The 13521-nt window shown below is 67.5% G+C and carries 16 protein-coding genes; 6 read left to right on the top strand and 10 right to left on the bottom strand.

The window, feature by feature from the left end; genetic code table 11:
• Window positions 1–154 precede the first annotated feature (154 nt).
• Window positions 155–1411 carry a transcription termination factor Rho gene (gene rho / locus ACSVC7_RS15385; RefSeq protein ID WP_448205213.1) on the top strand — a complete coding sequence of 419 codons (1257 nt, stop codon included), beginning with the start codon at window positions 155–157 and terminating at the stop codon, window positions 1409–1411.
• A gap of 111 nt (window positions 1412–1522) precedes the next feature.
• Here the strand turns inward: rho and secB are convergent, their stop codons facing one another.
• A complete protein-coding gene (gene secB, locus ACSVC7_RS15380; protein WP_448205214.1) occupies window positions 1523–2020 on the bottom strand; it encodes a protein-export chaperone SecB in 498 nt (165 codons plus the stop codon).
• Window positions 2021–2154: 134 nt separating this feature from the next.
• Complete coding sequence (locus ACSVC7_RS15375; protein ID WP_448205215.1) at window positions 2155–2715, bottom strand: FxsA family protein; 561 nt, start codon at window positions 2713–2715, stop codon at window positions 2155–2157.
• A 221-nt stretch (window positions 2716–2936) separates the two neighbouring features.
• On the opposite strand from ACSVC7_RS15375, the gene ACSVC7_RS15370 reads away from it, so the two are divergent.
• Both ACSVC7_RS15370 and mltA read left to right on the top strand, forming a co-directional pair.
• Window positions 2937–3608: a Tim44/TimA family putative adaptor protein gene (locus ACSVC7_RS15370; protein WP_448205216.1), complete on the top strand. Its 672-nt coding sequence runs from the start codon at window positions 2937–2939 to the stop codon at window positions 3606–3608.
• A complete protein-coding gene (mltA, locus tag ACSVC7_RS15365) occupies window positions 3608–4807 on the top strand; it encodes a murein transglycosylase A (RefSeq protein WP_448205217.1) in 1200 nt (399 codons plus the stop codon). Before ACSVC7_RS15370 ends, mltA begins: the two co-directional genes overlap by 1 nt.
• Here the strand turns inward: mltA and ACSVC7_RS15360 are convergent.
• The 8 genes from ACSVC7_RS15360 to hisB all read right to left on the bottom strand — a co-directional run bounded on the left by ACSVC7_RS15360 (window position 4768) and on the right by hisB (window position 9858).
• Entirely contained in the window at window positions 4768–5604 is an 837-nt protein-coding gene (locus tag ACSVC7_RS15360; protein ID WP_448205218.1) for an alpha/beta hydrolase, read from the bottom strand. The two genes, mltA and ACSVC7_RS15360, sit on opposite strands and share 40 nt — an antisense overlap.
• An 88-nt stretch (window positions 5605–5692) precedes the next feature.
• Window positions 5693–6061 (bottom strand): histidine triad nucleotide-binding protein, encoded by a 369-nt coding sequence (locus ACSVC7_RS15355; RefSeq protein ID WP_448205219.1) that lies wholly within the window; start codon window positions 6059–6061, stop codon window positions 5693–5695.
• Between the two features lie 34 nt (window positions 6062–6095).
• Entirely contained in the window at window positions 6096–6446 is a 351-nt protein-coding gene (locus ACSVC7_RS15350) for a phosphoribosyl-ATP diphosphatase (protein ID WP_448205220.1), read from the bottom strand.
• Complete coding sequence (hisF, locus tag ACSVC7_RS15345) at window positions 6439–7239, bottom strand: imidazole glycerol phosphate synthase subunit HisF (RefSeq protein ID WP_448205221.1); 801 nt, start codon at window positions 7237–7239, stop codon at window positions 6439–6441. The genes ACSVC7_RS15350 and hisF overlap by 8 nt, the downstream gene beginning before the upstream one ends.
• Window positions 7239–7988: a 1-(5-phosphoribosyl)-5-[(5-phosphoribosylamino)methylideneamino]imidazole-4-carboxamide isomerase gene (hisA, locus tag ACSVC7_RS15340; protein WP_448205222.1), complete on the bottom strand. Its 750-nt coding sequence runs from the start codon at window positions 7986–7988 to the stop codon at window positions 7239–7241. Before hisA ends, hisF begins: the two co-directional genes overlap by 1 nt.
• Window positions 7989–8002: 14 nt before the next feature.
• Complete coding sequence (locus ACSVC7_RS15335; RefSeq protein ID WP_448205296.1) at window positions 8003–8557, bottom strand: GNAT family N-acetyltransferase; 555 nt, start codon at window positions 8555–8557, stop codon at window positions 8003–8005.
• 2 nt (window positions 8558–8559) lie between these two features.
• Window positions 8560–9204, bottom strand: a complete 645-nt coding sequence (hisH, locus tag ACSVC7_RS15330; RefSeq protein ID WP_448205223.1) for an imidazole glycerol phosphate synthase subunit HisH — start codon at window positions 9202–9204, stop codon at window positions 8560–8562.
• Between the two features lie 30 nt (window positions 9205–9234).
• Entirely contained in the window at window positions 9235–9858 is a 624-nt protein-coding gene (gene hisB / locus ACSVC7_RS15325; protein WP_448205224.1) for an imidazoleglycerol-phosphate dehydratase HisB, read from the bottom strand.
• 137 nt (window positions 9859–9995) lie between these two features.
• Between hisB and ACSVC7_RS15320 the strand changes: the two genes are divergently transcribed.
• The 3 genes from ACSVC7_RS15320 (at window position 9996) to hslU (ending at window position 13503) form a co-directional block, all read left to right on the top strand.
• Window positions 9996–11516, top strand: a complete 1521-nt coding sequence (locus ACSVC7_RS15320) for a S1 family serine peptidase (RefSeq protein WP_448205225.1) — start codon at window positions 9996–9998, stop codon at window positions 11514–11516.
• Window positions 11517–11591: 75 nt separating this feature from the next.
• A complete protein-coding gene (gene hslV, locus ACSVC7_RS15315) occupies window positions 11592–12143 on the top strand; it encodes an ATP-dependent protease subunit HslV (protein ID WP_448205226.1) in 552 nt (183 codons plus the stop codon).
• Window positions 12144–12165: 22 nt separating this feature from the next.
• Complete coding sequence (gene hslU, locus ACSVC7_RS15310) at window positions 12166–13503, top strand: ATP-dependent protease ATPase subunit HslU (protein WP_448205227.1); 1338 nt, start codon at window positions 12166–12168, stop codon at window positions 13501–13503.
• Window positions 13504–13521 lie beyond the last annotated feature (18 nt).

Below are 13521 nucleotides of genomic sequence, written 5' to 3'. Positions count from 1 at the left end.
ACATCTGCCGTTCCGTCCCTCCCCAACGATTCGGGCGCGGCGACCGAAGAGCCTCATGCTCCCCTCAGCGTCGTCTGACGCCCAACCGACGCACCCGTCGTCGGCCCGGGACTTCTGGCACTCCCCCCGCATGACGATTCCCTAAGGCACCCCCATGCATCTCCAAGAGCTGAAGTGCAAGAGCCCCGCCGAACTTCTGGCGTTCGCGGAGGAGCTGCAGATCGAGAATGCCAGCACCCTGCGCAAGCAGGACATGATGTTCGCCATTCTGAAGCAGCTGGCCGAAAACGACGTTCCGATCTACGGCGATGGTGTGCTTGAGGTCTTGCAGGACGGTTTCGGGTTCCTCCGTTCCCCCGAAGCGAATTACCTCCCCGGTCCCGACGACATCTACGTCAGCCCCAGCCAGGTGCGCCGCTTCGGCCTGCGCACCGGCGATACGGTGGAAGGCCAGATCCGCGCGCCCAAGGACGGGGAACGCTACTTCGCCCTCCTCAAGGTCAACACCATCAACTTCGATGCGCCGGACAAGGTCCGCCACCGCATCAACTTCGACAACCTGACCCCGCTCTACCCGGAAGAGCGGCTGCGCATGGAAGTCGACGACCCGACCAAGAAGAACTACACCGGCCGCATCATCGACCTCGTGGCGCCGCTGGGCAAAGGCCAGCGCGGCCTGATCGTCGCCCCGCCGCGCACCGGCAAGACGGTGATGCTGCAGAACATCGCCCATTCCATCGCCACCAACCATCCGGAAGCCTACCTGATCGTGCTGCTCATCGACGAGCGCCCGGAAGAGGTGACCGACATGGCCCGCTCGGTGCGGGGCGAGGTGATCAGCTCCACCTTCGACGAGCCGGCGACCCGCCACGTCCAGGTCGCGGAAATGGTGATCGAAAAGGCCAAGCGCCTGGTCGAGCACAAGCGCGACGTGGTCATTCTGCTGGACTCCATCACCCGTCTGGCGCGCGCCTACAACACGGTCGTGCCGTCCTCGGGCAAGGTGCTGACCGGCGGCGTGGACGCCAACGCGCTCCAGCGGCCGAAGCGCTTCTTCGGTGCGGCCCGCAACATCGAGGAGGGCGGTTCGCTGACCATCATCGCGACCGCGCTGATCGACACCGGCAGCCGCATGGACGAGGTGATCTTCGAAGAGTTCAAGGGCACCGGCAACTCCGAGATCGTGCTGGACCGCAAGCTGTCGGACAAGCGCACCTTCCCGGCCATCGACATCTCCAAGTCGGGCACCCGCAAGGAAGAGCTGCTGGTCGACAAGGGCACCATCTCCAAGATGTGGATCCTGCGGCGCATCCTGATGCCGATGGGCGTGACCGACGCGGTCGATTTCCTGGTCGACAAGCTGAAGCACACCAAGTCGAACGCCGAATTCTTCGAATCCATGAACCAGTAAGGCGTCCGACGTTCTTACTGCGAAACGAAAAAAGGCGAGCGGCATCAAGCCTCTCGCCTTTCTTTTTGTCCCGATGCACGGCCCCGTCGAAACGGGACCGGAATGTCCGGATCAGAACGGGGACTGGTTGGCGGCCTGCTGCGCCTCCGCCTGGGCGGCGGTCTGGCGGCGGTACAGGTCCACGAAGTCGATCGGGTTGATCATCAGCGGCGGGAAGCCGCCGTCCTGGGTGCAGCCGGCGACGATCGCGCGGGCGAACGGGAACAGCATGCGCGGCCCCTCGATCAGCAGCACGGCGCGGTGGTGCTCCTTCGGCAGGCCCGGCAGCTGGAACAAACCGCCGTAGGCGACCTCGGTCAGGAAGGCGACGGACTCGCCCTGCTTGGCCTCGCAGCGCAGCTTCAGGACGACCTCGTAGACGTCCTCACCAACCGGCTGGGCCTGGACGTCGACGCCGATGTCCACCTGCGGCTGGGCCTGCCCCGGCATGAGGCTCTGCGGCGCGTTCGGGTTCTCGAAGGACAGGTCCTTCACATACTGCGCCAGCACATGCATCGGCAGGGAGCTGGCGGCTTCCTGGTCTTGACCGTTCGTCTGCTGATCGGACATGAACAACTCCTGGCCGCGGGGGCGGCGTGACAGTGGAAAAATGCAGGATCCGCTGGCTAGCACGGATCCGGCGGACCGACAACGAAAAGAGCCGTGGGAAAAGAGCCGGGAGAAATCCTCCACCGGCTCTCCCTTTACCGGTGATCGTTCCTGAACCTGGAATCCGGCGGTGCCCAGCGGGATTCGCCCAGCTGCGGGGCATCGCCGGGCTGGGGCTCCGCCGGGTCCACCTCGCGGTAGTCGCCGTCGATCACGCCGGGCGGCGGGCGGTGGCGCGGGTCCGGGCTTTCTCCGCTGCTCCAGCTCCGGCCCCCCATCTGCCCGTACATCTGGAAGGACGCGTTGCCCCGCAGACGGTCGAACAGCCAGCGGCCCAGGGCGTTGCGCAGCGGGGGCACGAACAGCAGCAGGCCGACGATGTCGGTCAGGAAGCCGGGAATGATCAGCAGCACGCCGGCGGCAACGACGCAGAACCCCTCGAAGACGGCGCCGACGGGAAACTCGCCGCGCTGGGCGGCCTCCTGGGCGCGGCGCAGGACGGACAGCCCCTGCCAGCGGATCAGCAGCGACCCGAGCACCGCGGACAGGATCACCAGCCCGACGGTCGGGCCGGCGCCGATCCAGTCGCCGACCTCCACGAAGGTGGCGATCTCCGCAACCGGCAGCAGAAGGAACAACAGAAGCAACGGATTCATGGCTGTCCTTGCTCTTTCAACCTTATGGGCCTATCTAGGCTTGGGTAAGCCTCCCGGTTTTCGGATCGGTTTGGCTTCTCCGGTACAGGGCACCGGGCATATTTCCTTCGAAATGTCCGCCGGTGAGCGTTCAGGGTACACTTAATGACGACCCGCCGGAGGGTCCAGTGGTTCGGTCGGCCCTTTGTTCGCCGGCCCTCAGTCGCCCGGAAGGATTGACGATGGGAGATGGTTTCGTGTTCGTCGAAATCGTGATTTTCGCGATGATCGCCGCGTTTCTCGTGTACCGGCTGCGCAGCGTGCTCGGCCGCCGCACCGGTGAGGAACGGCAGCGGCCGAACCCCTTCTCCCCGCGCACGGGCCTGCCCGACAACGTCGTCCCGATGCCCGGCCGCGACCGCCCGGCGCCCGCCGCCGCTCCGTCGCCGGACGAGCCGGTGTCGCTGCACGCCGCGCTGGTGCAGATCGCCGCCGCCGACCCGAGCTTCGAGGAAAAGCACTTCCTCCAGGGCGCGCGCGGCGCGTTCCAGATGATCGTGGAGGCCTTCGCCAAGGGGGACACCGCCACGCTGCGCCCGCTGCTGGCCGACGACGTCTACGACAACTTCGCCCGCGCCATCCGCGAGCGTCAGGCCGCCGGGGAGACGCTGGAAACCCGTATCGAGCGCATCGCCGACGCCGACGTGGTGGAGGCGCGCATGGACGGCCGCACCGCGCTCGTCACCGTCAAGTTCGTGTCGGAGCAGATGAACGTCGTGCGCAACCGCGACGGCGCCGTGGTGGACGGCGACCCGAAGGCGGTGGTGGAGGCGGTGGACGTCTGGACCTTCGCCCGCAACACCCGCGCCAGCAACCCGAACTGGTCGCTCGTCGAGACCCGCACGACCCACTGATGCCCACATCATCGATGATCCGTTTCAGCGCCGCGGCAGTCCTTGCCGCGGCGTTTCTCGTTTCCTGTGGCCGGAAAGAGGAGGAGGCGAAGGCCCCGCCGCCGCCCGACAAGCTGGTGCTGAAGCCCGTCGCCTTCGCCGACCTGCCGGGCTGGACCGCGGACCGGGTGGCGGAGGCGCTGCCGGCCTTCCGGCGCTCCTGCGACAAGCTGAAGGCTTTGCCGCCCGATCGTCCCGTCGGACCTGACGGGGTCGGGGGCAGGGCGGTGGACTGGCAGGCGCCCTGCGCCGCGCTGGCCGGTCTTCCGGCGGGGGACGACGCGGCGGTGCGCGCTTTCTTCGAGGGGAACTTCACCCCCTATGCCGCCGCGAACAACGACAACCGGCGCGGCCTCTTCACCGGCTACTACGAGGTGGAGCTGAAGGGCAGCCGCAGCCCGGATCCGGCCTATCCCGTGCCGCTGTACAAGCGTCCGGCCGACCTGATCCTGGTCGATCTGGGCGACTTCTCCGACCGCTGGAAGGGGGAGCGCACGGCCGGGCGCGTCATCGACGGCCGGCTGAAACCCTATGAGGACCGCGCCGCCATCGAGGCCGGCGCGCTGCGCGGCAAGGGGCTGGAGCTGCTATGGCTTCAGGACCCGGTCGCCACCTTCTTCCTGCACATCCAGGGCTCCGGCCGCGTGCGCCTGCCGGACGGGACGGACACGCGCGTCGGCTACGCCGCCCAGAACGGCCACAAATACGTCGCCATCGGCAAGGAGCTGATCGACCGGGGCGAGCTGAAGCGGGAGGAGGTCTCGCTCCAGACCATCCGCGCCTGGCTCCAGGCCCATCCGGACCAGGCCGCCGCGCTGATGAACAAGAACCCGTCCTTCGTCTTCTTCCAGGAACTGAAAGGGGAGGGGCCGAACGGCGCCCAGAACGTGGCGCTGACGCCGGGCCGCAGCCTCGCCGTCGACTCCAAGTTTCTGCCCTACGGCGTCCCGGTCTGGCTCGACGCCGAGGACCCTATAGGCGGAAAGGCGCGGTTGCGCCGCCTGCTGGTCGCCCAGGACACCGGCGGCGCCATCCGCGGCCCGGTGCGCGGCGACGTCTTCTGGGGCCACGGCGATGAGGCCGAGACGAAGGCCGGCGTGATGAAGAGTGCGGGGGAATACTACATCCTGCTGCCGAAGACGGTCACGCCGGCGTCGTGACACTCGGTGGCGAGCCGCTCTAAATAAAGGTCGAATACCTTCAAATACGCATCTTCGTGGCGTCCGCCCGGAACGGGGATCAGGGCGACAGAGGGGAAATTTTTAATCGCCGGTCGTAAATCCTCCAGGGGTGTGATGTCATCGTCGACGCCCTGGAAAATGGTCGTCGGGGTTCCGTCCAGCCGGTGCAGCGCTGGGACGACGGAGTAACTTTCCGTCAGAAACGCCTCAATGGGCAGTGCGGACCAAGCATAGCTGTACCAGTGTCTGCGAAAAGCGGCTCGGATGGCGAAAAGTAGAGAAGGGGACACACCGTCCAGGATCAAGGCACAAGGTCGATGGTCGGCAGCCTCCAGTATCGCGACGGTGGCGCCGAAGGAGCGGCCGATGAACAGGGTCCGTTCCGGGGAACACCGCGTACGTGCGGCGATGGTCGCCAATGCGGTATCCATGTCCGCCTTGAATGCTTCCAACCTCGCGGGTCCGGCAGCACCGTCCTGGCCTGGGTAGGAAAGGGCGTGGATGGTGATGCCGAGGTCTTGTATCCGAGGAAACAACTCAACCTCGTAACGCCCAAGGGCACCGTGTTGGCCAGGGAAGAACAAAGCGCAGTCGGCCGAATTTTCCGGACCGTAACGGCGCACCATGACGCTCCGTCCACCCCCAACGGGAACTTCCAGGGCGGCGTCGGCACTTTGGGCCAGCGCCGAACTCGCCGGGAACAACAGCGCATCCAATGCAATGCGCAACGCCAGCATGGGCAAAAGGAAGTATAACGCAACCACGATGGTTGCCACGGCACCTAGTCGGCGTACCATCGAGAAAAGGGTGCTGCGGGAAGACGTATCTCCCGCGCCCCGATGTTTCACGTGGATCAGAGTCCGCTCACGCTTTGTCGAGCATCCGGCCGAGGTCCCGTCCGGCGAAGACGTGGATGTGCAGGTGCGGAACCTCCTGATGGGCGTCGGTGCCGCAGTTGGACAGGATGCGGTAGCCGGGCTCGGCGGCGCCGGCTTGGCGGGCGACCTCGCCGACGGCGCGGAACAGGCCGGCGATCTCTGCTTCCGACGCCTTGGCGGTGAAGTCGTCCATATCGACGTAGGCGCCCTTCGGGATGACCAGGATGTGGGTCGGGGCCTGCGGGTTGATGTCGTGGAAGGCCAGGGCGTGCTCGGTCTCCAGGACCTTCTTGCACGGGATCTCGCCGCGCAGGATGCGGGCGAAGATGTTGTTCGGGTCGTAGGTCTTGGCCATCTCGTCGATTCCCTTCCGCCGTGTTCTTCGAGCGTTACGCCTTGCGCGCCTTCTTCTCGGCGATGCCGCTGGTGCCCTCGCGCTGGGCCAGCTTTTCCCAGACCTCGGCCGGATCCAGGCCGGCATCGGCCCACAGAACCATCAGGTGATAGAGCAGGTCCGCCGATTCCGAGGCCAACGCCGCCTTGTCGCCGCGCACGGCCTCCAGAATGGCTTCCACCGCCTCCTCGCCGACCTTCTGGGCGATCTTGGAGGTGCCGCGGCTGAACAGCTTGGCGGTGTAGGAGGTCTCCGGGTCGGCGCCCTTGCGGGACAGCACGGTGGCGTGCAGCCGGTCCAGCACCTCGGCGGTCGCTGCGCCCTTGCCCTTCTTGTCGTCACCCATGGGCCGGCTCCGAGGCTTTTCTTTCGGCGTTGGGGGCGGGGCGCACCGGGATGCCGGCCTGGGCGAGCGCCGCCTTGGCCTGACCGATGGTGTAGGTGCCGAAATGGAAGATGGAGGCCGCCAGCACCGCCGTGGCGTGGCCCTCGCGGATGCCTTCCACCAAATGGTCCAGCGTGCCGACGCCGCCCGACGCGATGACCGGGATGCGCAGGCTGTCGGCCACCTTGCGGGTCAGCGCCAAGTCGAAGCCGCTCTTGGTGCCGTCGCGGTCCATGGAGGTCAGCAGGATCTCGCCGGCCCCGTAGGACTCCATGCGCTTGGCCCACTCCACCGCATCGATTCCCGTGGCCTTGCGGCCGCCGTGGGTGAAGATCTCCCAGCGGCCGGGCGACACCTGCTTGGCGTCGATGGCGACGACGATGCACTGGGCGCCGAACTTTTCCGCCGCTTCCTGCACGAACTCCGGCCGGTGAATGGCGGCGGTGTTGATCGACACCTTGTCCGCACCGGCCAGCAGCAGCTTGCGGATGTCCTCCACCTGACGGACGCCGCCGCCGACGGTCAGCGGCATGAACACCTGCTCGGCGGTGCGGCGCACCACATCAAAGATGGTGTCGCGGTTCTCGTGGCTGGCGGTGATGTCCAGGAAGGTCAGCTCGTCGGCGCCTTCCCGGTCATAGACGCGGGCCTGCTCCACGGGGTCGCCGGCGTCCACCAGATCGACGAAGTTGACCCCCTTCACCACCCGGCCGTCCTTGACGTCCAGGCAGGGGATGACGCGCATCTTCAGCATCAGTCGGCATCCCCGGAGACAGGGGCGGAAGAGAGCAGGTCGAGCGCCGTCTTCGGGTCGATCCGGCCGTCGTACAGCGCGCGGCCGCAGATGACGCCCTGGATGCCCGTGTGCTCTTCCTTCTTCAGCGCGGTGAGGTCGTCGATGGACGACACCCCACCCGACGCGATCACCGGCGTGGTCAGGTGGAAGGCGAGGTCGGCCGTCGCCTCCACATTCACGCCGCCCATGGCGCCGTCGCGGTTGATGTCGGTGTAGATGATGGCGGCCACACCGCTGTCTTCGAACTTCAGCGCCAGATCCAGCGCCTTGATGGTCGAGGTCTCGGCCCAGCCGGCGACGGCGACGAAGCCTTCGCGCGCGTCGATGCCCACGGCGACCTTGCCGGGGAACTCCTTGCAGGCTTCCTTCACCAGCTCCGGCTCGCGCAGGGCGACGGTGCCCAGGATGACGCGGCTGACGCCCTTTTCCAGCCACATGGCGATGGTCTTCAGGTCGCGGATGCCGCCGCCGAGCTGCACGGGGATGTTCACGGCGCCGAGGATGCCCTCCACGGCCTGGCCGTTGACCGGCTTGCCCTCGAAGGCGCCGTTCAGGTCGACGAGGTGCAGCCACTCGAAGCCCTGGCTCTGGAACAGGCTGGCCTGGGAAGCGGGCTCGGTGTTGAAGACGGTCGCCTGGCTCATCTCACCACGCAGGAGCCGAACGCAGGCACCGTCCTTGAGGTCGATGGCGGGATAAATGATCATCGCGGTGTCTCGTCCTATGGCGTGTCGGGGAGCGTGGAGGAAGGCGTGTCGGTGTCGAGGTCTTTCACATAGAAGTGTCCGGCCAGTCTTTTGCCGTCCACCAGCGCATAGAAGGGATGCGTCCCCCAGCGCTTGAAACCCAGGTCTTCGTAAAGCGCGATGGCCGCCTGCTGCGTCTCGCGCACGTCCAGGTTCAGGACGCGGAAGCCGGAGGCCCGCGCCTCCTCCTCCACCGCCTGCGTCAGGCGCTTGGCGAGGCCGTGGCCGCGCGCCCAGGGGGCGACGAAGCTGGTGGTCAGCGCGGCGGCGTGGGCCTGCGCCTCGTTGTTGCGGGCGGGCTTAACCAGCTGGGCGGATCCGGCGATCACGCCGTCCAGCCGCGCAACGAACAGGATGCGCTCCGGCACGACCAGGACGCCCTTCCAGTAGCGCTCCATCACGTCGCGCGGCGGCGGGGCGACCCAGCCGAAGCCGCCGCCCACCTTGATGGCGTCGTCGGCGGCGTCGCACAGGTCGTGCAGGTCGCCGGTCTTCAGAGCCTCGACGCGCTCGATGGCGATTTCCGCCATGGTCAGACCCGCCACGTCAGGAAATTGCCGACCAGCGCAAGGCCGGTCGCCTGACTCTTTTCCGGGTGGAACTGGGTGCCGACCATGTTGTCGCGCCCGATGACCACGGGGAACGACCCGCCGTAATCGACTGTGGCGATCACGTCGTCCGGGTTCTCCACCGCGAAGCGGTAGGAATGGACGAAGTAGGCGTGCGCGCCCTCCGGCAGGTTCGCCAGGATCGGGTGCGGGCGGCGGATGTTCAGCTCGTTCCAGCCCATGTGCGGGATTTTCAGGGTCGGGTCGGCGGGCTCCATCTTCACGACTTCGCCCTTGATCCAGCCGAGCCCTTCGGTCACGCCGTATTCGCGCCCGCGCTCGGCCATCAGCTGCATGCCGACGCAGATGCCCAGGAAGGGGCGGGCCTTGACGTGCACCACCTCCTCCAGCGCCTCCAGCATGCCGGGGACTTCGGACAGGCCGCGCTTGCAGTCGGCGAAGGCGCCCACGCCCGGCAGCACGACGCGGTCGGCCTTGCGCACCGCCTCGGCGTCGGAGGTGACCAGCACCTGGAAGGAGGCATGGGACTCCGCCGCCGCGCGCTCCAGCGCCTTGGCGGCGGAACGCAGGTTGCCGGAGCCGTAATCGATCAGCGCAACGGTTTCCATGGAACAAAAGCTTTCAGAAGAGGACCGGCTTTAGAGGGAACCGCCCAGCGTGCCCTTGGTGGACGGCACGGCGTCGCGCTTGCGCGGGTCGATCTCGATGGCTTCACGCACCGCGCGGGCGAGCGCCTTGTAGCAGCTCTCCACGATGTGGTGGTTGTTCTCGCCGTACAGGCACTCGACGTGCAGCGTCACGCCGGCGGCCATGGCGAAGGCCTGGAACCACTCGCGGAACAGCTCCGTGTCCATGTCGCCGATCTTGTCGCGGCTGAAGGCGACCTTCCAGATCAGGTAGGGCCGGTTGGAGAAGTCCAGCGCCACGCGGGTCAGCGTCTCGTCCATCGGTACGTAGGAATGGCCGTAGCGCTGGATGCCCTTGCGGTCGCCCAGCGCCTTCGCCACGGCCTGGCCGATGGCGATGCCGGAGTCCTCGGTCGTGTGGTGGGCGTCGATGTGCAGGTCGCCCTCGGCCAGCACCGTCAGGTCCATCAGGCTGTGACGGGACAGCTGTTCCAGCATGTGGTCGAGGAAGCCGACCCCCGTCTTCACGTCGTAGACGCCGGTGCCGTCCAGGTTCACGGCAACCCGGATGCGGGTTTCGGTGGTGTTCCGCTCGATCGAGGCGCGGCGGCCGCCATTGGCAGGGCTCTGGTCCATGGACTCGGTATTTAGCAGGAAGCGGTGCCACACGCCAGCGGTGCAGACCCCAAAAACGGCTATGACGGGTTCATGCGATTGTCCTACGCACGTGTGCGGGCTATCATCGAATGCACGCAACACGAGCATAGCCCAATATGCCGCTTTTCCGCCTCCGCCGGTTGGTCCTTGCCGCCGTTTTGACCCTCGCCGCCTGCGCCACGATGGACCCCCCACCCCAAGGAAAGCAGACCCCAGGAAAGCAGGCCCCGCCGGTCGCGCGCGGCTCGACGGAGCCGATCCGCTTCGCGGAGCTGGCGCTGGGCTCCATGCGGCGTGGTATGGCGATCGGGCGCTATGTCTGGGACATCGACTGCGCGCCGCCCTACGAGGACGTCTACTGGACCACCGGTCGCAACCTGCGCCAGGGCTCCACGATGGAGGAGCGCTTCGCCGAGGTGCTGACCGACGCCGGCTTCGACGTGACCGGCCGCCTGAACGGGGTGCATGACCCGGAGGTGGACCGCCACCGCGCCCGCTTCACCGTCCAGGGCGACCTGCGCGACATCCGGCTGGAGCTGTGCCGGCGCAAGCACTGGATCACCGGGGCGGGGAAGGGCGATTCCGGCACGGGGGCGGTGCGGGTGGACTGGTCGGTCTACGACGCGCACAGCGGGCAGCTCGTCCACCGCGTGACGACCAACGGCGTGGCGCGCAAGGAGGCCGGCGTGCCGCAGGGAGACATCATGCTCATCGAGGAGGCCTTCGCCACCGCCGCCGAGGCGCTGGCCGCCGACCCCGGCTTCCGCGCCGTCGTGGCGAAAGGGAGTGTGTCAAGTGGTGGGGGCCGAGAGTCAAGTCCGCCGCTTGCGTCAACCATCCCCGTTGTGTCAAGTGCCCAACCGTCAAGTGGACCGGCTTCCGAACCCCCGGCTTCCGAACCCCCGGCCTCCGATCCCATAGTGTCAAGTCCGGTGCCGGTTGACACACCCGCTCCGCCAGCGGCGCTGCTCATCCGGGGGCCGGCCGCTTTCCAGGGCTACGCCGACGATCCCACCGCCCGCGCCACCTCCGCCCGCTTGCGGGTGGGGGAGGAGGGGCACGGAGTCGCGCTGGGCGAGATCGACGGCCAGTCCGTCGTCTTGACGCCCAGCGCCGGACTTGACGCACGCATCACCGTCCGCCCGGCGCAAGGCGTGGCGCTGGACGGCACCGTCGTGGCGCGTGACGCGCTCGGCGGCTTTGCGTTGGTCCGCGTTCCGGCGCGTTTAACCGCCGTTCCCGTGCGCGGGGGCGAGCCCGCGGTCAGCGAGACGGTCACCGCCGTGGTGAAGGGCGGGGCCGACGCCGCGTCCGGCATCGTGGCGGCGCTACGGCCCGACCCGCGCGCGGGCATCGACGTGATCCAGGCGGACCTGACCGGGCCGCAACCGGCCCTGGGTGATCCGCTGGTGGACGAATCCGGCAACCTGCTGGCGCTGGCCCGCGCGCCGGCCCCGCTGGGCGGGCCGGGGGCGCACGGGCTGGCCGACTTCACGCCGGTGGGGCCGATGTTGACGCGCATGGGGGTGCGGTTGACGCAAGGGCCGGTTGGGGCCACTCCCGCCCGGACCTCCCTGGGCCGGACCAAGCCCGGGCTTGACGCCAGTCTTGACGGGAACCGCCGTCCCCCCACATAGACCCGTGACCCAATGTGCCTTTGTTCGGTTGATCCCGCATGGGCACGGGCGTCTTTCCCTTCGAACGCGGTCCCAATGACTTCCTCCCACGATCCAATCCAGTGGCACGGCACCACCATCCTGTCGGTCCGCAAGAACGGCCAGGTGGTGATCGCCGGCGACGGCCAGGTGTCCGTCGGCCAGACGGTCATGAAATCGAACGCCCGCAAGGTGCGCTGGCTGGCCGGCGGCACGGTGATGGCGGGCTTTGCCGGCGCCACCGCCGACGCGCTGACCCTGTTCGAGCGTCTGGAAGCCAAGCTGGAGCAGCACCCCGGCCAGCTCACCCGCGCCTGCGTGGAGATGGCCAAGGACTGGCGCACCGACCGTTACCTGCGCCGGCTGGAGGCGATGATGGCCGTGGCCGACCGCAGCGTCAGCCTAGTCCTGACCGGCAACGGCGACGTGCTGGAGCCGGAGGACGGGCTGATCGGCATCGGCTCCGGCGGATCCTACGCCCTGGCGGCGGCGCGCGCGCTGGTCGACATCGACGGGCTGGACGCGGAGGCCATCGCGCGCAAGGCGATGAAGATCGCCGCCGACATCTGCGTCTATACGAACCAGAACGTCACTCTTGAAAAGATTTAACCCTCATATCGGGTCCGCCGCCATGACCGCCGCCATCTCCTCCAACACCGCCGCCTTCAGCCCGCGCGAGATCGTCTCGGAACTCGACCGCTACATCGTCGGCCAGCACGAGGCCAAGCGCGCGGTCGCCATTGCGCTGCGCAACCGCTGGCGCCGCCAGCAACTCCCCGAGGGCCTGCGGGAGGAGGTTCTGCCCAAGAACATCCTGATGATCGGCCCGACCGGCGTCGGCAAGACCGAGATCGCCCGCCGTCTGGCAAAGCTGGCCCAGGCCCCCTTCCTGAAGGTGGAAGCGACCAAGTTCACCGAGGTCGGCTACGTCGGCCGCGACGTGGAGCAGATCGTCCGCGACCTCGTGGAGGCCGCCATCGGCATGACCCGCGAGCGCCTGCGCAAGGAGGTCGCCGCCAAGGCCGAGCTGCGTGCCGAGGAACGCGTGGTCGACGCGCTCTGCGGCGAGAACGCCAGCCCCGAGACGCGGCAGAAGTTCCGCAAGATGCTGCGCGAAGGCTCGTTGAACGACCGCGAGATCGAGGTGCAGGTGGCCGACACCGGCGCCGGCAACATGCCGACCTTCGACATCCCCGGCATGCCGGGCGCCCAGATGGGCATGCTCAACCTGAACGACATCTTCGGCAAGGCCTTCGGCGGCCGCACCAAGACCCGCCGCATGACCGTGCAGGAATCCTACGACGTGCTGATGGCCGAAGAATCGGACAAGCTGCTGGACCAGGAAAAGGTCGTGGCCGAGGCCATCCAGGCGGTGGAGCAGAACGGCATCGTCTTCCTGGACGAGATCGACAAGATCTCCGCCCGCTCCGACTACAAGGGCGGGGCCGACGTCAGCCGCGAGGGCGTGCAGCGCGACCTGCTGCCGCTGATCGAGGGCACGACCGTCAGCACCAAGCATGGTGCCGTGAAGACCGACCACATCCTGTTCATCGCGTCGGGCGCCTTCCACCTCGCCAAGCCGTCGGACCTGCTGCCGGAACTGCAGGGCCGCCTGCCGATCCGGGTGGAGCTGAAGGCCCTGACCCAGGACGACTTCAAGCGCATCCTGACCGAACCGGAAGCCAGCCTCATCAAGCAGTACAAGGCCCTGCTGAATACCGAGGACGTGGAGCTGATCTTCGCCGACGACGCCATCGACGAGCTGGCGCGGCTCGCCGCCGACATCAACGCCACGGTGGAGAACATCGGCGCCCGCCGCCTGCACACGGTCCTGGAACGGTTGCTGGAGGAGATCAGCTTCACCGCCAGCGACAAGGCCGGCCAGACCGTGACCATCGACGCCGCCTACGTCCGCGAGCAGGTCGGCGGTTTGGCGAAGAACACGGATCTGTCGAAGTTCATTCTGTAGGCTGTGCAGCAATTGCGT

It is taken from the genome of Azospirillum mesophilum (assembly GCF_053470405.2).
This window is presented reverse-complemented; position numbering and strand designations above follow the sequence as displayed.